The 20,455-nt window shown below is 61.7% G+C and carries 18 protein-coding genes and 3 tRNA genes; 4 read left to right on the forward strand and 17 right to left on the reverse strand.

The window, feature by feature from the left end:
• Nucleotides 1-39: 39 nt before the first annotated feature.
• A complete protein-coding gene (locus NA29_RS20825; protein WP_052253103.1) occupies nt 40-825 on the forward strand; it encodes a helix-turn-helix domain-containing protein in 786 nt (261 codons plus the stop codon).
• Between the two features lie 124 nt (nt 826-949).
• Here NA29_RS20825 and NA29_RS20830 read toward each other — a convergent pair.
• The 4 genes from NA29_RS20830 to pgsA form a co-directional block, all read right to left on the reverse strand.
• Nucleotides 950-1,023 (reverse strand) — tRNA-Cys (locus NA29_RS20830).
• A 117-nt stretch (nt 1,024-1,140) separates the two neighbouring features.
• Nucleotides 1,141-1,216: transfer RNA gene (locus NA29_RS20835), tRNA-Gly, on the reverse strand.
• A 48-nt stretch (nt 1,217-1,264) separates the two neighbouring features.
• A tRNA-Gly gene (locus NA29_RS20840) sits at nt 1,265-1,340 on the reverse strand.
• Between the two features lie 188 nt (nt 1,341-1,528).
• Nucleotides 1,529-2,122, reverse strand: coding sequence for a CDP-diacylglycerol--glycerol-3-phosphate 3-phosphatidyltransferase (gene pgsA / locus NA29_RS20845; protein ID WP_039401194.1), 594 nt, complete (start codon nt 2,120-2,122; stop codon nt 1,529-1,531).
• Nucleotides 2,123-2,295: 173 nt separating this feature from the next.
• Here pgsA and kch point away from each other — a divergent pair, with 173 nt between their 5' ends.
• Nucleotides 2,296-3,546 carry a voltage-gated potassium channel protein gene (gene kch / locus NA29_RS20850; protein WP_224787015.1) on the forward strand — a complete coding sequence of 417 codons (1,251 nt, stop codon included), beginning with the start codon at nt 2,296-2,298 and terminating at the stop codon, nt 3,544-3,546.
• A gap of 86 nt (nt 3,547-3,632) precedes the next feature.
• Here kch and uvrC read toward each other — a convergent pair whose 3' ends face one another.
• On the reverse strand, nt 3,633-5,804 hold the full coding sequence (uvrC, locus tag NA29_RS20855; protein WP_039404149.1) for an excinuclease ABC subunit UvrC: 2,172 nt from the start codon (nt 5,802-5,804) through the stop codon (nt 3,633-3,635).
• A gap of 371 nt (nt 5,805-6,175) precedes the next feature.
• Here uvrC and earP point away from each other — a divergent pair, with 371 nt between their 5' ends.
• Both earP and efp read left to right on the forward strand, forming a co-directional pair.
• Nucleotides 6,176-7,429 carry an elongation factor P maturation arginine rhamnosyltransferase EarP gene (earP, locus tag NA29_RS20860; protein WP_039401196.1) on the forward strand — a complete coding sequence of 418 codons (1,254 nt, stop codon included), beginning with the start codon at nt 6,176-6,178 and terminating at the stop codon, nt 7,427-7,429.
• Nucleotides 7,430-7,567: 138 nt separating this feature from the next.
• Nucleotides 7,568-8,125: an elongation factor P gene (efp, locus tag NA29_RS20865; protein WP_039401199.1), complete on the forward strand. Its 558-nt coding sequence runs from the start codon at nt 7,568-7,570 to the stop codon at nt 8,123-8,125.
• Between the two features lie 134 nt (nt 8,126-8,259).
• Here the strand turns inward: efp and nagZ are convergent, their stop codons facing one another.
• From nagZ to NA29_RS20925, 12 genes are all read right to left on the reverse strand, one after another.
• Nucleotides 8,260-9,294 carry a beta-N-acetylhexosaminidase gene (gene nagZ, locus NA29_RS20870; protein WP_039401201.1) on the reverse strand — a complete coding sequence of 345 codons (1,035 nt, stop codon included), beginning with the start codon at nt 9,292-9,294 and terminating at the stop codon, nt 8,260-8,262.
• Complete coding sequence (gene acpS / locus NA29_RS20875; RefSeq protein ID WP_231965193.1) at nt 9,291-9,668, reverse strand: holo-ACP synthase; 378 nt, start codon at nt 9,666-9,668, stop codon at nt 9,291-9,293. The genes nagZ and acpS overlap by 4 nt, the downstream gene beginning before the upstream one ends.
• Nucleotides 9,669-9,857: 189 nt before the next feature.
• Nucleotides 9,858-10,619: a pyridoxine 5'-phosphate synthase gene (gene pdxJ, locus NA29_RS20880; protein WP_039401204.1), complete on the reverse strand. Its 762-nt coding sequence runs from the start codon at nt 10,617-10,619 to the stop codon at nt 9,858-9,860.
• Complete coding sequence (gene recO / locus NA29_RS20885; RefSeq protein ID WP_039401207.1) at nt 10,616-11,617, reverse strand: DNA repair protein RecO; 1,002 nt, start codon at nt 11,615-11,617, stop codon at nt 10,616-10,618. Before recO ends, pdxJ begins: the two co-directional genes overlap by 4 nt.
• Nucleotides 11,604-12,497 (reverse strand): GTPase Era, encoded by an 894-nt coding sequence (gene era, locus NA29_RS20890; RefSeq protein ID WP_039401209.1) that lies wholly within the window; start codon nt 12,495-12,497, stop codon nt 11,604-11,606. Before era ends, recO begins: the two co-directional genes overlap by 14 nt.
• Before the next feature lie 56 nt (nt 12,498-12,553).
• Nucleotides 12,554-13,585, reverse strand: a complete 1,032-nt coding sequence (gene rnc, locus NA29_RS20895) for a ribonuclease III (protein WP_039404152.1) — start codon at nt 13,583-13,585, stop codon at nt 12,554-12,556.
• Between the two features lie 276 nt (nt 13,586-13,861).
• On the reverse strand, nt 13,862-14,776 hold the full coding sequence (gene lepB / locus NA29_RS20900; RefSeq protein WP_039401212.1) for a signal peptidase I: 915 nt from the start codon (nt 14,774-14,776) through the stop codon (nt 13,862-13,864).
• Nucleotides 14,777-14,794: 18 nt separating this feature from the next.
• A complete protein-coding gene (gene lepA, locus NA29_RS20905) occupies nt 14,795-16,600 on the reverse strand; it encodes a translation elongation factor 4 (protein WP_039401215.1) in 1,806 nt (601 codons plus the stop codon).
• A 208-nt stretch (nt 16,601-16,808) separates the two neighbouring features.
• Complete coding sequence (locus NA29_RS20910) at nt 16,809-17,054, reverse strand: glutaredoxin family protein (RefSeq protein WP_039401218.1); 246 nt, start codon at nt 17,052-17,054, stop codon at nt 16,809-16,811.
• A gap of 7 nt (nt 17,055-17,061) precedes the next feature.
• On the reverse strand, nt 17,062-18,573 hold the full coding sequence (locus tag NA29_RS20915; RefSeq protein WP_039401220.1) for a DegQ family serine endoprotease: 1,512 nt from the start codon (nt 18,571-18,573) through the stop codon (nt 17,062-17,064).
• A 128-nt stretch (nt 18,574-18,701) separates the two neighbouring features.
• On the reverse strand, nt 18,702-19,757 hold the full coding sequence (locus NA29_RS20920) for a MucB/RseB C-terminal domain-containing protein (protein WP_039401223.1): 1,056 nt from the start codon (nt 19,755-19,757) through the stop codon (nt 18,702-18,704).
• On the reverse strand, nt 19,758-20,447 hold the full coding sequence (locus NA29_RS20925) for a sigma-E factor negative regulatory protein (RefSeq protein WP_039401226.1): 690 nt from the start codon (nt 20,445-20,447) through the stop codon (nt 19,758-19,760). It abuts the gene before it with no gap.
• Between the last annotated feature and the right edge of the window lie 8 nt (nt 20,448-20,455).

Raw genomic sequence — 20,455 nt, forward strand, 5'->3', positions numbered from 1 at the left:
TAATGGCTGCTCACTCTCCAACCGCCCATACTCCGCGTCATGACGACACCTGCTATCGGAACCCTGTTGCGCGACTGGCGTCAGCGTCGACGTATGAGCCAACTCGATCTCGCGTTGGAAGCCGAAATTTCCACCCGCCATTTGAGCTTTGTGGAGACGGGCCGCGCGCAACCCAGCCGCGAAATGCTCCTGCATCTCGCGCAAGCACTCGACATCCCACTGCGTGAGCGCAACGCGCTGCTTGTCGCGGCGGGCTTTGCGCCGCGCTTCGAGGCTCGCGCGTTCGACGCCCCCGACATGGCCGTCGCACGCGAAGCCGTTCAGCGGGTACTGGATGGTCACAAGCCGTACCCGGCACTGGCCGTCGACCGACATTGGACGCTACTCGCGGCCAATCGCGCGGTGATGCCGCTGCTCGCTGGCGTCGACCCGTCGTTGCTGAGCGGTGCTGTGAATGTCCTGCGTCTGTCGCTGCACCCGGACGGTCTCGCGTCGCGCATCGCCAATTTGCCGGAATGGCGTGCGCATTTGCTGCATCGCCTGCGTCAGCAAATTCACGCAAGCGGCGACGCCACGTTGGGCGAGCTGTACGAGGAGTTGAAGGCGTATCCCGTGGCAGAGCGCGGGCCAGCACCGGCGGTACCGCCCACGGCGAACATTTTCGTGCCGATGCAGTTGCGCACGAGCGAGGGTCTGCTGTCGTTCTTCAGCACGACCACGGTATTTGGCACCCCCGTGGATGTGACGCTGGCCGAGATGGCGCTCGAAGCGTTCTACCCGGCCGATGAGGTGACGGGGAGGATCATGCGTGCGATGGTGTTGTGAAGTCGGGCCGAAAGGCGCAGCTATATTGCGGCTGAGAGGATGCTCGAGGACGAGAGGGACGAGAGGGACGAGAGCGCCGACGCAGAAAAAGAAAAAGCCCTGACAAGTCAGGGCTTTTGAATTTTGGAGGCGGGAGACGGAATCGAACCGACGTAAACGGCTTTGCAGGCCGCTGCATAACCATTTTGCTATCCCGCCATCGGGATACTCTGCCGCGTTGTAACCACTCGTTGTTGCCATCGAGGGCGCCCGTCGGATCGATCGCCGTGGGCTTTTCGGCAAATAAAAAGGGAAGCCAGGGCCTCCCTCTGGATTTGGAGCGGGAGACGAGTCTCGAACTCGCGACCTCAACCTTGGCAAGGTTGCGCTCTACCAACTGAGCTACTCCCGCATGACACCGAACACCGAGGATCAATCACTCAATGTCCAGTGTGAAAACTGGAGCGGGAGACGAGTCTCGAACTCGCGACCTCAACCTTGGCAAGGTTGCGCTCTACCAACTGAGCTACTCCCGCATTGTCATGCGTACTACCAATCCATCTACTTCTAAAAACTTCGCTGCCGGGCTAGCGCCGTAGCAGCGAGAAGGAGATTATGTCTAAACGACGATTCAGTGTCAAGCACCTACACTGAAAATTTGTGAAGTTTTTTCTCCTCCACCGCACAGATCCCGCGCACTTCCCGCATATTCAGAGACTTACGCTCACATCTGTGCGCCGCCCCGCTCACGAATCTGCGGCCACGCGCGGCGCAAATAATACAGCATTGACCACAACGTGAGAACCGCCGCCACGTAAATCAGCCACGTTCCCCAGAATCGCGAGTCGAAACGCAACCCGTTCCACACCACCGTGCCGTTAAACAGCAACAACGGAATCGCCACCATCTGCGCCGCCGTCTTGATCTTGCCCAACTGATGTACCGCCACGCTGCGCGACGCGCCAATCTGAGCCATCCACTCCCGCAACGCCGAAATCGTGATTTCCCGTCCGATGATGATGAGCGCCACCAACGCGTTGATTCGCCCCATCTGCAACAGCATCAGCAGCGCCGCCGCCACCATCAGCTTGTCGGCCACCGGATCCAGAAACGCCCCGAACGCCGACGTCTGATTCCAGCGGCGTGCCAGAAACCCGTCAAACCAGTCGGTCAGCGCCGCCAGCACGAACACCGCGCACGCCACCCAGTTCATCTCGACGGATGACAACCATGTCGTCGGCAAATAGTAGACGCCGACCACCAGCGGGATCAGCACGATCCGAAGCCAGGTCAGGAATATGGGGACATTGAAAGGCATGGCAGCATGAGTTCGGCAAACGTCGACACACGGCGCACTCGGCAACCGTACCAGACCCGCATTGTGCCGTGTCTGCCCCGTAGCGACAAGGCCGCAGGCACCGCACACCTGTTGACATGTGCGCCAGTGTGCCCCTATCTTGCTCGCAACATCCCGCCAATAGCGCCGATCTCGTGAAACTGCACTCGCCCCTGTCCGCCCTGCGCAGTGTCCTGCACCGGCCGCCCCTCGGGGCACTCGTTCCCCGACACGTGCTGATCGCCGGACTCGTCGGCATCGACGGCCTGCTGCTCGTCGCCTCCGTATTGCTGCGCGTGCCCGGCTCGCTGCTCATCGATCTCTTCGTGCGCGGCGACCTCTCCGCCCTCGAACATATCGAAGCCACGCACCTGCCCCGGCTGCTGTTCGGACTCAACGCCATCGAGCGCATCGACTTCTCGCATCTGCCTCGCGCGCTCGTCGGCACGGCGCTCGTCGCGCTGTCCTGCGGCCTCGTGATTCGTGCGCGCACTGCGTGGGCTTTCACGCTGGTCATGCTCGCCCTCGCTGCCGCCATCAACTTCCACCTCAACATCCGCTTCGACGTAACGTTCATCCTCTCGCTCGTCTGCTTCGGATTGTTGCTCTGGTACTGGCGCGAATTCGACCGGGCCAGCTTCGCCGCCGCGACGCTCTACACGCTCGTGGCCGTGTTCGCCCTGGTGATCTACGCGACGTTCGGCACGATGTATCTGGGGCGTGAGTTCAAGCCGAATGTCGGGGATCTCGCCACGGCGTTCTATTTCGCCATCGTCACGATGACGACGGTCGGCTACGGCGATATCGTGCCGGTGTCGACCGACGCGCGCCTGTTCACCGCGTCGGTCATCATCTTTGGGATCAGCGTGTTCGCGACGTCGCTTTCCGTCGTCATCGGCCCGCTCGTCGGGGGCAACCTCAAGAAAATTCTCGCGGGGAGATTCACGCACGTGATACGAAAGAACCACTTCATCGTGGCCGGCGCGTCGCCGCTGGCCGTCAACGTCCACCACGAACTCACCAAACGCGGCTGGCCCGTGACGGTCATCATCGCGAGCGGCGCGGACAATCCCTATCCGGAAGAAGCGGACGTCATGCACGGCGACGCCAGCGATAACACCGTGCTGACCCATGCTGGCATCGAGCACGCCAAAGCCGTGCTCGCACTGCGGGCGGACGATTCCGAAAATGCGTTCATCGTGCTCGCCTCGAAAGAGATCGCGCCGACCGTGCGCACTATCGCCTCAGTGAACGACAGCAAGCACCTGAGCAAACTCAAGCGCGTGCAGCCGGACATGATTTTTGCGCCGCCAGTGGTTGGAGGCGAGTTGCTCGCCCGCACGCTTTCCGGGGAAACCGTCGATAACGATACCGTGATGCGATTGCTGTTTCACGGCGATACGTGAGCAAGTCGTGACCAGAGAGTGACGATAGGGTGACGAGGACCGCCGAGCGAAACGATGACCCGGAGACCCGGCTGAACCGGCCGAACTTAGTGAAGCTGGCGATAGATCTGCTCGGCAAGCGTTGTCGAGATGCCCTCGACGCTCGCCAGTTCGTCGACGCTCGCGGACACCACGCCTTGCAAGCCGCCGAAGCGCATCAGCAGGCGCTGACGGCGCTTCGCCCCAATGCCCTCGATCTCCTCCAGCCGCGATGTCTGACGCGCCTTCGCACGCTTCGCCCGCATGCCGGTGATCGCGAAACGGTGCGCCTCGTCGCGGATCTGCGCAATCAGCATAAGCACCGCGCTTTCGCGACCGAGTTCGAGCGGTGCCCGTCCGTCAGCGAAGATCAGCGTCTCGAGACCCACCTTGCGCCCCTCGCCCTTCGCCACGCCGACCAGACGGCCAATATCGATCCCCAGCTCAACGAACACCTGACGCGCGACTTCCACCTGCCCCTTGCCGCCGTCGATCAGCACCAGTTGCGGGAGATTGGCTTCGACGTCTGCGATATCGTGAGCGGCCGACGCGCTCGATGCGCTTGATGTGGTGGATTCGGTTGATTCAGTTGATTCGGTCGCGTCACCTTCTGCCACGACGGAGGTGTCGGCCTCGGCACGTGCGACGTCTGCGGCCACTGACAGCGGATCGGCTGCGTCGTTCACCGTCGCCGCAGCCGCCTCCATCAAACGGCCGTACCGGCGCGTGAGCACCTGACGCATGGCCGCATAATCGTCGCCCGGCGTGATACCCGTGATGTTGTAGCGCCGGTACTCGCTCGTCTGCATCTTGTGATGATGGAACACCACACATGACGCCTGCGTGGCCTCACCCTGCGTATGGCTGATGTCGAAACACTCCACACGCAGCAGCGCGGGATCGTCGATGTCGAGTCCGATGGTCTGAATCAGCTCACTGGTGCGCGCCTGCTGGCTGCCCTGCTCCGTCAGCAACCGCGTGAGCGCAAGTTGCGCGCCTTGCAACGCCATGTCGAGCCATGCGCGTCGCTGCCCCTGCGGTTGGCGCACCATCGCGATACGGCGGCCCGCTTGCTCTGAGAGCGCGGTAAGCAACTCGTCGTTCGGCAACGCATGGCTCACCACCAGCACCGGCGGCACCGACTGGCCGAGATAGTGCTGAGCGACGAACGCTTCGAGCAGACGCGATTCGAGCGACGCGGACGACGCTTGCGCGACGCTCGTGGACGGATCGTTGCCGCCCTCGTCTGGCCTGGCCACAGCATCGTCCGAATCATCCTCGGACGGCAACTCGGCCAGCACTTCGTCCTCCTCGAATTCGTCCGCGATCCCGCCTTCGACACCCCGCTCGACGTGGGCCGGGAAATACGCCTTATCGCCCAGGTGACGTCCGCCGCGCACCATCGCAAGGTTCACGCAAGCGCGACCGCCAGCGTAGGCCACGGCAAGAATGTCGGCGTCGACATCGCCCGCCGTTTCGACGGACTGCTGCTGCAACACGCCGGAGAGCGCTTGCATCTGATTGCGCACGACAGCGGCCTGCTCGAACTGGAGCGCTTCAGCGTAGGCCATCATCTTGTCTTCGAGCGCGCCGAGCACTTCCTTTTGACGTCCGGAGAGAAACGCGGCGGCGTTGTTCACATCACGCGCGTAGTCCTCGTCCTGAATCGCGCCCACGCACGGCGCGCTGCATCGCTCGATCTGATTGAGCAGACACGGACGCGTGCGATTCGAAAAGACGGAGTCTTCGCAAGTGCGCAACTGGAAGACCTTTTGCAGAATCTGGATGCTCTCGCGCACTGCCCACGCACTCGGGAACGGTCCGAAATACTGGCCGCGACGATCCACCGAGCCACGGTAATACGCCATGCGCGGGTACTTGTGTTGCGTGAGCTTAAGGAACGGATAGGACTTGTCGTCCCGAAACAGGATGTTGTAGCGCGGATGCAGCGCCTTGATCAGATTGTTTTCAAGGAGCAGCGCTTCCGTCTCGGAGCGAGTGACCGTCGTCTCCAGCTTCGCAATGCGCGCGACCATCAACGCAATACGCGGCGACAACTGTGTCTTGTTGAAGTAACTCGATACGCGCTTCTTCAGATTGCGCGCTTTGCCCACGTAAAGAACGTTGCCCACCGCGTCGTAGTAGCGATAGACGCCAGGCAGGTTCGGCAACTGCGAGAGCGCTTTGCGCGCATCGAACAACGGCGCGTCGTTGGCGTCGCTCGTATCATCCGCAGGCATCTGCGGCCCGTCGTTGCCGTTGCGCCGCTCGCGCTTCGCCGTTCCGGCTTTGGCGAGTTTGCCAGATTTGCCAGATTTGGCCGCTTTGCCTGGCTTGGCGGACGGTGAAGCCGTTGGCTCGGCCGACGCCCCGACAGACACGTCATCCGGTGCGGACGAAACCGACGGCTGCACAACATCCCCGGTCGTGGCCGATGGAGTGGGCTCGGCGGCGTCGGTGGCTTTGGCTTTGCGGGACTTACGCGGTGGCGTGACGTCGTGGGCGTCTTCGGTCATGAACTCTGGCGATCTGAGCGTCCCTTGAGTGCCTCGGGAGATACAAGGAGGGACTAAAATCAGAAGTTTAGACCAATCCGCGTTACGGCTTCTCAATGCCCTTGTCCACCGCATCCTCACCGGCGCCCTCGCCCGCCACTACGAACGTCGGTCACCTGCCTTTGGTGCCGCGCTGCGACCTTTTCTGCACCGTCGTCGACAACTTCGGTGACATCGGCGTGTGCTGGCGACTCGCCCGCCAACTCGTGCGCGAACACGGATGGTCGGTGCGACTCTGGGTCGACGATCTCACGAGCTTTCGCTATCTGCGCCCGGACATCGATCCGACGCAGGCACAGCAGCGCTGCGACGGCGTCGACGTGCGGCGCTGGGACGCCGACTTCGGACCGATCACGCACGACAACGCGCCGGGCGACATCGTGATCGAGGGGTTCGCCTGCCCTATTCCGGACACGTATCTCCATGCGATGCACGCCCGGAAACAGGCAGGTAACGCGCCAGTGTGGGTCAATCTGGAGTATCTGAGCGCCGAGTCCTGGGTCGACGAATTCCATTTGCAGAAGTCGCTCCATCCGCAATTGGGCCTCGTCAAAACGATTTTCATGCCTGGGTTTACCGAACGCTCCGGCGGGTTGATCCGCGAACGCGAACTGTTTTTCCGGCGTGATGCATTTCTCACCTCCCCCGACCTGCGCGATGCCTGGTGGCAACGTACGCTCGGCCTGTCTGCGGCACCGCAAGAGGCACTGATTGTGTCGCTGTTCGCGTATGAGAACGACGCGTTGCCGGGGTTACTCACGCAATGGTCGGAAAGCGAAACGCCTGTTGTCTGCCTCGTTCCGCAAGGTCGAATCGCTCCGGCTGTCGGCGAGTGGCTCCGACGTGAGCCGCTCGCCCCTCGCGAGTCGGCGACGCGCGGCGCATTGACCGTCTACGGTCTGCCATTCGTCCCGCAGCAAGAGTTCGATAACCTGCTCTGGGCGTGCGATTTGAATTTCGTGCGAGGGGAAGACTCATTCGTCCGTGCGCAATGGGCGGCGAAGCCGTTCGTCTGGCATATCTATCCGCAAGCGGAAAATGCCCATCATGTGAAGCTCGATGCGTTTCTGGAGCGGTATCTGGCAGAGCCGCCCGCCGGCGACACCCCCTTGGGACATGCCGAACGCGAAGCGCTGCGTACCTTCTGGCACCTCTGGAACGGTTACGCCAGCACCGCGCCGGACTGGTCGGCGCTGGCAGCGGCATTGCCCGCCCTGAGACGGCACGCGCAGGCGTGGGCAAACGCTCAGGCCCAGCTCCCAGACCTCGCGCGACAGTTGGCAAGCTTCGCGCAAAATCAGGTAAAATAGCTGGTTTTTCAACGCTTTGCTGCTGAACCTGCTGCTCCGAGTCGCCCTTGGCGGACACGGGAATCAAGCGGCGAATCGGCGTATGGAAGCGCTCAACAAGCGGCAAATCGCTTATTTCGTCACAGGATCTCGTTTTTTATGAAAATCGCTCAAGAACTCCGCGTCGGTAACGTCTTCATCCTGGAGGGTGAGCCGAACGTTGTGCTGCGCACCGAATTCGTCAAGTCGGGCCGTAACTCCAGCATGGTCAAGCTGAAGTACAAGAAGCTGCTGAAGGAAGGCCGCGGCGAGTGGACCTACAAGGCTGACGAAAAGTTCGAGACTGTCAACCTCGACAAGAAGGAAGTGACGTATTCGTACTTCGCCGACCCGATGTACGTGTTCATGGACGCCGACTACAACCAGTACGAAGTCGAAGCCGAGAACATGGACAACGCGATCAAGTACCTCGAACCCGACATGCCGTGCGAAGTCGTGTTCTACGAAGAGAAGGCTATTTCGGTGGAACTGCCGACGACGCTCGTGCGCGTGGTCGAGTACACGGAACCGGCCGTGAAGGGTGACACGTCGTCGGGCAAGGTGCTGAAGAACGCCAAGATCAATGACCTGCTGGAAGTTCAGGTTCCGCTGTTCGTGAACACCGGCGACAAGATCGAAATCGACACGCGTACCGACGAATACAAGAGCCGCGCCTAAGCGACGGCTTGCGACCGCAGCGCTCTCGGGCGGTGCGGTTCGTCAGGTAACAAAAAAGCGCTCGTCCCTTCGGGGTCGAGCGCTTTTTGTTTGGGGCGACCGGTTTGCACCGGCCTTGCGCAGCGTTAGCAGCCTTAGCCGCCGAACGTCTCCGCGATCAGACGCTTTGCCGCCTGATACTCCGGCTGCGCGAGCATCTTCTCCCAGCCGTGCACCTTGCCACGCCCCTGCAGGTGCTTGATGCGGCGCTGCGAAACGGTGTCGGACACCGGCTTCATTTCGCGCAGCAGACGGTCAGCCTTCTCCGGACTATTGCAGATGAGCACCATGTCGCAGCCAGCGTCCAGCGCCGCGTGAGCAGCCGTCACCACGTCGCCCGCCGCGCTCGCGCCCTGCATCGACAGGTCGTCGCTGAAGATCACACCGTCGAAACCATACTGGCCGCGAAGAATCTCCTTGAGCCACTTGGTCGAGAAGCCTGCCGGGTTCGGGTCGACCTGCGGATAGATCACGTGCGCGGGCATGACCGCCGCGAGCGACATGCCGAGCCAGTCGTACGGTTGCGCATCGACGGACAGAATCTCGTCGAGCGAGCGCTCGTCCACGGGAATCTCGTGGTGCGAGTCGGCCGCCACAAAACCATGCCCCGGGAAGTGCTTGCCGCAGTTCGCCATCCCCGCGAGCAACAGCCCGTGGTTGAGGCTCTTGGCGAGCATCGCCACCACGCGCGGATCCGCGTCGAACGCACGGTCGCCGATCACGGCAGACGTTCCATAGTCCAGATCCAGCACCGGCGTGAAGCTCAGGTCGATGTCGCAGGCACGCAGTTCCGACGCAAGCACGTAACCTACGGCCGTCGTAACGCGCGTTGCCTTGAATACGTCCTCATGCCAGAGTTTGCCCAGCTTGCCCATCGCGGGCAGATGGGTGAAGCCGTCGGTGCGAAAGCGCTGAACACGTCCGCCTTCATGATCGACAGCAATCAGAATGTCGTCGCGCACGTCGCGAATCTGCTTCGTGAGCGAGCACAGTTGCGCGCGATCGTCGAAGTTACGGGCGAACAGAATGACACCCCCGGTCAACGGGTGATCGATGCGACGGATGTCGTCTTCGCTGAGGGTCAGCCCGACAACGTCCAGCATCACCGGGCCCGGCCTACGCTTCGTCATTGCGATTTCTCCGATGCAATATTGCCAATGTTGCCTAAATTACGTGACGCGATCGCAAAGGCGACCGCGTATTCCTTTTCGTCCGTGATCGAAATCTCGATCGACAATTGCCGCTCGGCGAGCCACTGCACCAACTCGCCCGACGCGACCACCACCGGCTTGCCCGAAGGTGCGTTCAGCGTCTGCACTGCACGCCATGTCATTGGCCAGCGCATCCCGAGACCGATGGCCTTCGAGACAGCTTCCTTCGCCGCGAACCGTGTGCACAGATAAGCCAGCCCGCGCAGCTCGGAGCGCTTCTGACGAGCGTGATAGACCTTGAGTTCCTCGGGCCCGAGCACACGCTCTGCGAATCGGCCTTTCGTGCGCGCCATCACGCCCACGACGCGACTGATTTGCAAGATATCGGTGCCCACACCGTAAATCGTCGTAGGCCCCTGCGGTGAGGCGCCGGAGGCTGCCGTCGCGCTAATTGCGGACGACGGGGACGAGAGATTCGGATCGCTCATGAGAAGAATCGTGGCACGGCTCGATGCGGCGATAAACGGACGGGATGCTGCCGCTCAGCCGCGCGCAGCAATGCGGCTGGCGACCATGATGGCCTTCATCTCACGAACCGCGTTCTCCCAGCCAGCGAAGAGGGCATGAGCGACGATGGCGTGTCCGATGTTCAGCTCGGAAATGCCCTCGATGGCCGCGATGGGCTGAACGTTCTCATAGTGCAGGCCATGACCGGCATTGACGCGCAGTCCCAGCGACACACCCAGCGCCACCGCACGTTCAATGCGGGCGAACTCGGCCTCACGTGTGGCTTCGTCATGCGCCTCGGCGTAACGCCCGGTGTGTAGTTCGACGACCGGTGCGCCCATGCGGGCGGCGGCGCGAATCGGCGCCTCGTCCGGATCGATGAAGAGCGACACACGGCTGCCGGCTTCGCCAAGCTGTTGTGTCGCAGCAGCGATACGGTCGTACAACCCGACGACGTCCAGTCCGCCTTCAGTCGTGAGCTCCTGACGGCTCTCCGGCACGAGACAGACATCGTGCGGCTTCACGCGGCAGGCAATCGCCAGCATCTCTTCCGTCACCGCGCACTCGAGGTTCATGCGCGTGATCAGCTTGTCGCGCAGATTCGTGACGTCGTCGTCGCGAATATGGCGACGGTCCTCACGCAAGTGCAGCGTAATCACATCCGCGCCCGCCTCTTCGGCCAGCAGGGCTGCCCTGATCGGATCCGGATATTTCGTGCCGCGCGCGTTGCGCACCGTGGCGACGTGATCGATGTTGACCCCGAGGTCGATGGCATTGCCTTGGAAGAAGAGGCTCATAGTTTTTGCAGGTCGAGCAGGATCTGCCGGGTATTGAGCGGCACACCGCCCAAATGGTGGTTGAGAAGAAAGCGCATGAGCAACTTGCTCTGCTGCACGGTCTGCGCCCGCGAGTAATCATCTTGCTCCATATCGAGCAGCGTCTGCCCGCCGACGACCGGCCAGTCCGATGGTTCGTCGCCGCGCGCCGGGCGCACACCCCAGTCGGGGTGAAACACGTAGCGGCGATCCGGCACGACCTTGCCACGCGTTTGCGTGCAACGGTCGAACGCCACGGCGTATCCCGTCTCGCGCAACAACACGCGCTCGAACGCGCGCAGGATCACACCTGCAGGTTCGCCGTGCGCGAGATGATGCAGCGTCGTCAGATAGTGCTGGAACAGCTTGTCGTGCGGATCGTCTCGCGCGCAGAACTTCACCAGCAATTCGTTCAGATAAAAGCCCGAGAGCAACGCGTCGCCCTCAAGCGGACGCAAACCGCCGACCCACTCAGCCTTCGTCAACGTGCGCAACTCGCCTTTGCCGAGCCACGCGAGCGAGAGCGGCTGAAACGTCTGAAGCACACCGCGCAGTGCGGAATGTGGACGCTTTGCCCCTTTGGCGACGAGCGCAATACGCCCGTGGTCGCGCGTGAGCACATCGATGATCAGGCTGGTTTCGCGGTAGGGATAGCTGTGAAGCACAAAGCCGGGTTGTTCCGTCACCCGGCTTTGTTCGCGCTCGGCCACCCGGGCGGGGGACGGCGCGCGGCGTGTGCGTCTGGCTTCGCGCTTGACGGTATCGGTGTTCGCCTGCGCTTGCTGGAAGGCTTCCGAGGCATCGTCGTCCACGGCACGCGTGCGCGTGCTCTTCGGACGTGCGGGCCGGGCCCCCACCGCCTCCGACGAGGCTGGCAGAGATCGCGCCGATCGCGTGGCTTGTGACGTGTCGCCCGGTGGCGCTACGGCATCCGGCGTGTCGACATCGTCACGTGAAGTATCCAGTTCACTCGTAGCCATATGCCCGCAGGCCGGCTTCATTGTCGGCCCAACCGCCCTTCACCTTGATCCACACTTCCAGATACACGGGACCGTCGAAGAGCTTCGCCATGTCGAGGCGTGCATCGGTGGAGATCTGCTTGAGCTTCGCGCCCTTGTTGCCGATGATCATCGCCTTGTGATTATCGCGATCGACCAGAATCGTCGCAAAAATGCGGCGTAGATTCCCTTCGACTTCGAACTTGTCGATGATGACCGTGCTCGTGTACGGCAATTCGTCGCCCGTCCAGCGGAACACCTTTTCGCGCAGGATTTCAGCCGCCATGAAGCGCTCGCTGCGATCTGTCAGATCATCCTCGCCGTAAATCGGGTCGCCTTCGAGCAGGTACGGACGCAGCACACCGAGCAAACGCTTGATGTCGTCCTCACGCTTGGCCGACATCGGCACGATTTCGCGGAAATCACGCACTTCGCCCAGCTTGCGCAGGAACGGCAGCATCTCGGCCTTATCGTTGATACGGTCCAGCTTGTTGACGATCAGCAGCACCGGCGTGTTTTCCGGCAGGAGCTTGAGCACCTTCTCGTCGTCCGGGCCGAAATTGCCCGCTTCGATCACGAACATCACAACATCCACGCTCGAAAGCGTGGACGTCACCGCGCGATTGAGCGAGCGGTTGAGTGCGGTCGCATGACGCGTCTGAAAGCCCGGCGTGTCGACGAAGATGTACTGCGCGTCTTCCGTGGTGTTGATGCCGGTGATGCGATGTCGCGTGGTCTGCGCCTTGCGCGACGTAATGCTGATCTTCTGACCGACGAGGGCGTTGAGCAGCGTCGACTTACCGACGTTCGGACGCCCGACGATCGCCACGGTACCGCAGCGAAAATCCGTCTTATCGTTCATGATTGGAAACTCTCTTGAAAGGGGGACAGCAGCGATGACTCTCCCCTGAATGGAACTCAGGCAGCTGCCGGAGGTTGCTTGGCGGCGTCTGCCTTGTCGGTCGGCTTTTCGACTGACTTTTCGGCAGGCTTTTCAGCCGGCTTCTCAGCAGACCTGTCAGCGGACTTCTCGGGCGAGGCGACTGCATTGCGAGGCGCATTGTGGCTCGACGCGGTCATGGCCGGCGCCGTTGTCGCCCCGGCTGCGGCATCACGAGCATCCTTCGGCTCGCGCGACTCGGCCTGCGACGCCACCGTCATTTGCCCGGCTTGCCCTACCTGTCCGGCCTTCTTCGCTTCCGTGGCCGCCGCCTTGGCTGCACGCTTCTTCGCCGCCTTCGCACTCTTCTCGGCCTTCGGCTTCGCCAGCGCGGGCATCTTCTGCACTTCTTCCAGCGCCTTCTTGGCCGCTGCCTGCTCAGCCGCACGACGGCTGGCCCCCGAACCGCCCACCTTGATGTCGAGCTTCGGCACGGTGCACTCGACCTCGAACTGCTGGTTGTGCGCCGCCCCGTGGGTGGCGATCACCGTGTACTGCGGCAGAGCGATCTTGTGACCTTGCAGGTATTCCTGAAGCAGCGTCTTGGCGTCTTTGCCGAGTGTCTTCGGATCGACATGTTCGAGCACGGGCGTATACAGACGCTCGATCACCGCATAGGCCTTCTCGAAACCGCCATCGAGGTACATCGCCCCGAACAGCGCTTCGAGGGTGTCGGCCAGAATCGAAGGACGACGGAAACCACCGCTCTTGAGCTCGCCTTCGCCCAAGCGAAGAAAATCGGAAACGCCAAGCGTCTGCGCGATCTCATACAACGATTGTTGCTTCACGAGATTGGCGCGCACACGTGAGAGGTCGCCTTCGTCGAGCTTGCCGTAGCGACGAAACAGAATCGCTGCGACCGAACAGTTCAGAATGGAATCGCCGAGAAACTCCAGCCGCTCATTGTTGGCGGCACTGTGGCTACGATGCGTCAGTGCTTGGCAAAGCAATTCCGCATCGTGGAAACGATACTGGAGACGTTCTTCCAGTTGATTCAGTGATTGAGACATGGCGCAAGTATAGCGCGACGCTCCCGCCCCGGCGCGGGTCGTCGCCAAGAAACGACGGGCTTTACCGCCGTCTGACGGGCTTTTCGGACTGGCGTGAGATCGGCGGATCGGACAATTCCGAGGTCAGAACCGATATGCCCCGTCGGAGGTCGTCTCCCACCGCATCTTTTATTTCTTATTTGAAAATAATAATGCGGAAATTGACAAAATAACGTCAATTTCCGCATCAATTCGAGCCTTAGCGGGGAAGCCAGACTTCCCCGTGAAGCGGTCGACTTACTGGAAGCCGCCCAGACGCTTCAGGTTCGAGAAGTTCATCCAGATGAAGAACGCCCGACCCACGATGTTCTGCTCGGGCACGAAACCCCAGTAGCGACTGTCCGCGCTGTTATCGCGGTTATCACCCATCATGAAGTAGTTGCCAGGCGGCACCTTGCAGATCACGCCCTGGCTGTTGTACTGGCAGTTCTGCTTGTTCGGGAAATCGTCCGCACCCATGATGTACGGCGGCACGTTCGGGTCGTTCAGAATCCGGTTCTTCACGCCGCCGACCGTCTCCTCGAACTGCTTGAAGTACGCGATGTGCTCGTCGTCGAAGTAATCCGGCAGCGCGGTTTCCGGCACCGGTTCGCCGTTGATCGTGAGCTTCTTGTTCTGGTAGGCAACCACGTCGCCCGGCACGCCGATCACACGCTTGATGTAGTCCATCGACTCATCCTTCGGGTAACGGAACACCACGACGTCGCCACGCTTCGGCTCGCCCAGCTCGATGATCTTCTTGTTGACCACCGGCAGACGAATGCCGTAATCGAACTTGTTCACGAGAATGAAATCGCCGACGAGCAGCGTCGGGATCATCGAGCCCGACGGAATCTTGAACGGCTCGACCACGAACGAGCGCAGCACAAACACCGCGAGAATCACCGGGAAGAAGCTCGCCGAGTACTCCAGCCACCACGGCTGACGCAGCTTGTCGTCACGCAACTTCGCACGCGCACTCGCCAGCGCATTGCCGTCCTGCGAACCAGAGCCCTGAATACCGGATCCCTGTAACGCCAGTTGCTGCTGATCGAATTGCGCCACGGCATTCTGTGCTGCCCGGCGGCGCGCCGGCTGAAACACCAACTTGTCGGCCACCCAGGCCACCCCGGTCACCAGCACCAGGATCAAAAGAATCAGGGCGAAATTCATGCGGGACCTGTCGCTACGTTATTTGTCTTCGACTTGCAAAATGGCAAGGAACGCTTCCTGGGGAATTTCAACGCTCCCCACTTGCTTCATGCGCTTCTTACCTTCCTTCTGTTTCTCGAGCAGCTTCTTCTTACGCGAGATGTCACCACCATAGCACTTCGCGAGCACGTTCTTACGCAGTGCCTTGATGTTTTCACGCGCAATGATGTTCGCACCGATGGCCGCCTGAATCGCCACATCGTACATCTGACGCGGAATGATTTCTCGCATCTTCGACGCGACTTGCGCACCGCGACGACGGCTCTCCGAGCGGTGGACGATGATCGACAACGCGTCGACCTTGTCGTTGTTGATCAGCATGTCGACCTTGACCACGTCCGACGCGCGATATTCCTTGAACTCGTAATCCATCGACGCGTAACCGCGCGATACCGACTTCAGACGATCGAAGAAATCGAGCACGATTTCAGCCATCGGAATTTCATAAATCAGACGCACCTGACGGCCGTGATACTGCATATCGATCTGCACGCCGCGCTTTTGCTGGCACAGCGTGACGACCGAACCGACGTACTCCTGCGGCATGTAGAGATTCACAGTGACGATCGGCTCGCGAACTTCCTCGATGCGGCCCGGGTCCGGCATCTTCGCCGGGTTTTCCACCGAGACGACCGTACCGTCACGCTCCGTCACCTCATAAATCACGGTTGGCGCCGTGGTGATGAGGTCCATGTCGAATTCGCGCTCCAGACGCTCCTGCACGATTTCCATGTGCAGCAGGCCCAGGAAACCGCAACGGAAACCGAAGCCCAGTGCCTGCGAAACTTCCGGTTCGTATTGCAGAGAGGCATCGTTAAGCTTGAGCTTTTCGAGCGAGTCGCGCAGCGCATCGTACTGGTTGGCTTCGACCGGATACAGACCGGCGAACACCTGCGGCTTCACTTCCTTGAAGCCCGGCAGCGGTGCGTCAGCCGGCTTGGTCGTGGTCGTCACGGCGTGAGTGACGGTATCGCCCACCTTGGCCGCATTCAGTTCCTTGATGCCCGAGATGATGAAGCCCACCTGACCGGCAGACAGCGACGCGAGTTGCTTGGACTTCGGCGTGAACACGCCCACCTGTTCGACCAGATAGCTGGAGCCCGTGGCCATCAGGTGAATCTTTTCCTTCGGCTTGAGCGTACCGTTGACCACGCGCACCAGCATGACCACACCGACGTAGCTATCGAACCACGAGTCGATGATCAGGGCTTGCAGCGGCGCGTTGGCGTCGCCCTTGGGCGGCGGCACTTTGGCGATCAGCGCCTCGAGCACGTCTTCCACCCCCAGGCCGGTCTTGGCCGAGCAGCGCACGGCGTCGGTCGCCTCGATGCCGATCACGTCTTCGATCTCCTGGATCGCGTTTTCCGGCTCGGCCGACGGCAGATCGATCTTATTGAGCACCGGCACGACTTCCACGCCCAGCTCGATGGCGGTGTAGCAGTTCGCGACAGTCTGCGCTTCCACGCCCTGCGAGGCGTCAACGACGAGCAGCGCGCCTTCGCAAGCGGACAGCGAACGGCTCACTTCGTACGAAAAGTCGACGTGTCCCGGCGTATCGATCAGGTTGAGGTTGTAGACCTTGCCGTCGCGCGCCTTGTATTGCAGCGCGGCGGTCTGTGCCTTGATGGTGATCCCCCGCTCGCGCTCGAGATCCATCGAATCGAGGACGCGAGATTCCATTTCACGATCGGACAAACCGCCGCTCAACTGGATGATGCGATCGGCCAGGGTCGATTTCCCGTGGTCGATGTGGGCGATGATCGAAAAATTGCGAATATGGTCCATGAGGCGGGGCTATAGAAAAGTCGGTGCCATCGGATTCGGCTCGGCAGCGACTTTCGAGAGAATCGGCAAACACGACATTTTAGCCGAAAGCGCACCGATTCCGTCCGGAATCGAAGGCATCGCAGCCGTATAGCCGAAATAAGCGGGATTCAGTGGAAATGATGGGCAGGTGCTGGTTCCGTTCTGGGCATCCGGACCGGACGAAGCGTCAGTCCCGGGGAAAAACAGTGGCGACAGCGTCGGCGTCGAAACGATACCGGCACAGTTCGCGCTCGCCCAAGGCAAGCACCGGCACGATCTCGTCGTACTTCGCTTCGAGCACCGGATCGCTGTCGACGTCGATCACCGTGACCGAGAAATCCCACGCCGGACGCATCGCTTCGAGCGCCGCAAGCATGTCATCGCACAGATGACACCACTTGCGGCCGTAGAGCGTGAACGCCGGCGCGGTCATGGGCTGGTTACTTGGCGCCCGGCGCACGCGGGCGCAGCGGCACGAACTGCGTTGCATCGCCACGGCGCACCAGGATCGGCACCAGACGCTTCGGATCGAGCGCCTTCACCACATCCTCGAACTGCTTGGCGTTGACGATATCGGCGTCGCCCACTCGCAGAATGATGTCACCCTGCTGGAGCCCCGCACGGCCCGCCGGGCCTTCCGCCAGTTCGACCTGCACGCCGCCACGCAGCTTCAAGTCCTTCTTCTGCGCGTCGGTCAAATCGGAGACGACCAGACCCAAAGCGTTCGGGTGCGGCGCTTCGGCGCTGCTGCCCTGGGCTTTCGATGCTTTTGGCGCATCGGTATCAGCCTCGGCAATCGTGATCTTCAGATCCTGATTCTTGCCCTTGCGCAGGACTTGCAAGGTTGCGCTCGAACCCGGCTTGGTCTCGCCGACCATGCGCGGCAGGTCCGTCGCGTGATCGACCGGACGGCCTTCGAACTTCATGATGATGTCGCCCGGCTGCACGCCCGCCTTCTCGGCAGGGCTGCCCGGCTCGATGCTACGCACCAGTGCACCCTGAGCACGCGGCAAGCCCAGCGAATCGGCCACCTCCTTGCTCACTTCGCTGATCGCCACACCGATACGGCCGCGAACGACCTTGCCCGTCTTCTTGAGCTGATCGACCACGCGCATCACTTCGTCGATCGGAATCGCGAACGAAATGCCCATGAAACCGCCGGTCTGGCTGTAGATCATCGAGTTGATGCCCACGACCTCGCCACGCATATTGATGAGCGGGCCGCCCGAGTTGCCCGGGTTCACGGCCACGTCCGTCTGGATGAACGGCAGGTAATCGCCCGTGTCACGCCCCTTGGCCGACACGATGCCTGCCGTTACCGTATTTTCGAGACCGAACGGCGATCCGATCGCCACCACCCACTCGCCCACACGAAGCTTGTTCGAGTCGCCCACAGGCACCGTCGGCAGGTCCTTGGCATCCACCTTGACCACGGCAACATCGGTACGCTTGTCCGCGCCGACCAGCTTCGCTTTGAACTCACGCTTGTCGGTCAGGGTGACGTAGATGCTGTCCGCGCCGTCGACCACGTGCGCGTTCGTCAGAATGTAGCCGTCGTTCGAGACGATGAAGCCCGAACCCACGCCACTGTTCTGCTCTTCGTCCGGTTGCGGCTGGCCACGTCGCGGCGTGCCACCCTTCGGGCCGGGCTGCTGAGGCATGGGTACGCCGAAGAAGCGGCGGAACAGCTCAGCCATGTCATCGTCCATACCGGGCGGCAAACCACGCTGATTGCGGCTAACGCGCTCGGTCGTCCGAATGTTCACGACGGCCGGGCCGACGCGATCGACGAGTTGAGTGAAATCGGGAAGATTGCTGACGAGCGGTGCGTTCGACGTCGTCGATCCGCCGCTCGGTGCCGAGGCCGGCGCAGCAAAGGCGGCGGGGACTCCCGCCAATTGGGCGGCAATGGCGCCGCCAAGGATGACACGAAGCAGGAGAGTCTTCTTCATTGGAAGATCGTGGTGCGCGAAAGTCTCGGAATCCCTGAGGGCAGTCCGGCACCCGACGCACCGTCGCGTCACGTCTGCCTCGCTGCCCGGACCGCACCGTTACCGGTTGCGGCCCACCCGACAGCCGGTCACTTCGCCGGCTGTTTGTACTCGATGCTGGATGCGAACTGTTGCAGGGTGGCCTGCGGCACTTCGCCGAGCAAGGTCAGCCAGAAGTCGCCATAGCGCTTGATGAGGATGTTCGTCGCTCCGGCGCTACCGTGGCCTTCCTTGCGCTCACGCGTGGCCGGCTCGATAAACACCGAAAGTCCGGCCATGCCGTCGGAATATACCACCTGCTGGACTTCCAGCGGTTTGCCGTCAGCAGTAGAGCGCATCGTGCGACGCACTTCGCGAACGGCCTTGAATCCCGGCACCTTCTTGTCGACGTCGATGCTCCAGCCCGCGTCCGACAGACGCGTCGTCGCAATCTGCGGCTTCACGACATGCCAGCCGTGCGTCGCCTGAATCGCATGGACGATTCGCGCCTTCTCGCTCGGCACGCCGATCGAGATTTGCGAGAACGCAGCCTGCTCCAGCAGGTGACCCTCGGCATCTAGCGTCTGTGCGCGCAGCAACAAGCCGGTATTGCGATCGGCCCACAAGCGATAACCGAAACGATAATCGTCCTTCGGCGTGAGCTCGATCACCATACAGTCGAAGCCCGCCATCCGTTCGTTCGGCAGCAGCTTCGGCGCGTAGTAGTCGAGGACGTCGCGATTGGGCGTCGCAAGCAATGCGGGGAACGAATCCTTGCTCTCGCGCTTTTCCTGGAAGACGGTCTTCTGCTCGGGAATCAGCGTGTAGACGTCTTCATTCTGACGAAGAATGCGGCGCTGACGTCCGTCGAGCGTCTCCAGTTCCTCGTACTCGTTACCCTTCTCGGCGAAGTGACTGATCTTCGACGAACGCATGGTCGAGCCACGCTGATACACGAAGGTGCCGATGTAATTTTGCGTTTGCGCCGCACGGTGGATCTTGTTGAGCCATGCACTGACTTCGCGCTTCTCGACCAGCGGGTCGGTGGACGCGGAAGCCTGCGCCCACGCCTGCGTTTGCAGGGTGCTCGCCAGCAAGAATGCAAACAAGAAGAAAGTGCGCCCGAAGGGCGCACGCGGCAAGGATTCGATACTCAGGCGCTGCATTTATTCGTCCGCTTGCGCCGAGGCTCGCATGTAAGGGGAAACGCTCTGACCGATCGGGGCCGGCGCATATTGCTGGTGAGCCGCAAGATATTGGTCGAGACGCGCATCGCGCAGCACGATCACATCGTTCGGCGCACCCGCACCATTGGCGGCCACAGCGGCTTGCGGCTGCTGCGACAGCGCCACGCGCGTGAGGCTGGAACCGCTGGCAGTCGGCGCTGCGGTCTGAGCGAGCACCTGCGGTTGCGCCCCACCTGCCGGATGATCTTGCAGACGCGGTACCACGACCCACGACAGTGCAGCGACCGCAGCGGCGGCGGCGGCCGTCGGCAGGACGCGGCGAACGCGCAGGAAAGGATTGATTCGCGTGACGCGAGAGCCGGAGACTTTGGCCCCCGCGGCCGTCGCTGCCTGAGCGTCGGCCAGTGCGGCAGGCGCGAGCAGGTGCGGCTCGGCTTCGAGGCGTGCGGCGAAGGAGGCCATAAAGGCAGACTCCGAACGCGGCAGCGTCAGTTCATCGGAACGCAATGCGTCACCGATCAGATGGTAGTCGTCCCACAGAGGCCGGCCCGAGGTGTCAGCCTCGTCCAGCAGGGCGGCCAGTTCGTCCGGATCGAATTCCCCGTCCATCAACGCGGAAATCCGCTCGGCTTGCAGCCCCCGCTGCGTTTGCACCGTCGCTGATCCCATGATATCCC

The organism is Pandoraea sputorum (assembly GCF_000814845.2).
Taxonomy (GTDB): Bacteria; Pseudomonadota; Gammaproteobacteria; order Burkholderiales; family Burkholderiaceae; genus Pandoraea; species Pandoraea sputorum.

Excerpts from the sequence above, each read along its gene's own strand:
- lepB (WP_039401212.1), bottom strand. The coding sequence starts at position 14,776 with ATGAATTTCGCCCTGATTCTTTTGATCCTGGTGCTGGTGACCGGGGTG.
- pdxJ (WP_039401204.1), bottom strand. The coding sequence starts at position 10,619 with ATGAGCCTCTTCTTCCAAGGCAATGCCATCGACCTCGGGGTCAACATC.
- NA29_RS20920 (WP_039401223.1), bottom strand. The coding sequence starts at position 19,757 with ATGCAGCGCCTGAGTATCGAATCCTTGCCGCGTGCGCCCTTCGGGCGC.
- efp (WP_039401199.1), top strand. The coding sequence starts at position 7,568 with ATGAAAATCGCTCAAGAACTCCGCGTCGGTAACGTCTTCATCCTGGAG.
- recO (WP_039401207.1), bottom strand. The coding sequence starts at position 11,617 with ATGGCTACGAGTGAACTGGATACTTCACGTGACGATGTCGACACGCCG.
- NA29_RS20925 (WP_039401226.1), bottom strand. The coding sequence starts at position 20,447 with ATGGGATCAGCGACGGTGCAAACGCAGCGGGGGCTGCAAGCCGAGCGG.
- NA29_RS20915 (WP_039401220.1), bottom strand. The coding sequence starts at position 18,573 with ATGAAGAAGACTCTCCTGCTTCGTGTCATCCTTGGCGGCGCCATTGCC.
- NA29_RS20825 (WP_052253103.1), top strand. The coding sequence starts at position 40 with ATGACGACACCTGCTATCGGAACCCTGTTGCGCGACTGGCGTCAGCGT.
- pgsA (WP_039401194.1), bottom strand. The coding sequence starts at position 2,122 with ATGCCTTTCAATGTCCCCATATTCCTGACCTGGCTTCGGATCGTGCTG.
- nagZ (WP_039401201.1), bottom strand. The coding sequence starts at position 9,294 with ATGACGAAGCGTAGGCCGGGCCCGGTGATGCTGGACGTTGTCGGGCTG.
- earP (WP_039401196.1), top strand. The coding sequence starts at position 6,176 with ATGCCCTTGTCCACCGCATCCTCACCGGCGCCCTCGCCCGCCACTACG.
- era (WP_039401209.1), bottom strand. The coding sequence starts at position 12,497 with ATGAACGATAAGACGGATTTTCGCTGCGGTACCGTGGCGATCGTCGGG.
- lepA (WP_039401215.1), bottom strand. The coding sequence starts at position 16,600 with ATGGACCATATTCGCAATTTTTCGATCATCGCCCACATCGACCACGGG.
- uvrC (WP_039404149.1), bottom strand. The coding sequence starts at position 5,804 with ATGCCTGCGGATGATACGAGCGACGCCAACGACGCGCCGTTGTTCGAT.
- acpS (WP_231965193.1), bottom strand. The coding sequence starts at position 9,668 with ATGGCGCGCACGAAAGGCCGATTCGCAGAGCGTGTGCTCGGGCCCGAG.
- NA29_RS20910 (WP_039401218.1), bottom strand. The coding sequence starts at position 17,054 with ATGACCGCGCCGGCGTTCACGCTCTACGGCCGCAAGTGGTGTCATCTG.
- rnc (WP_039404152.1), bottom strand. The coding sequence starts at position 13,585 with ATGTCTCAATCACTGAATCAACTGGAAGAACGTCTCCAGTATCGTTTC.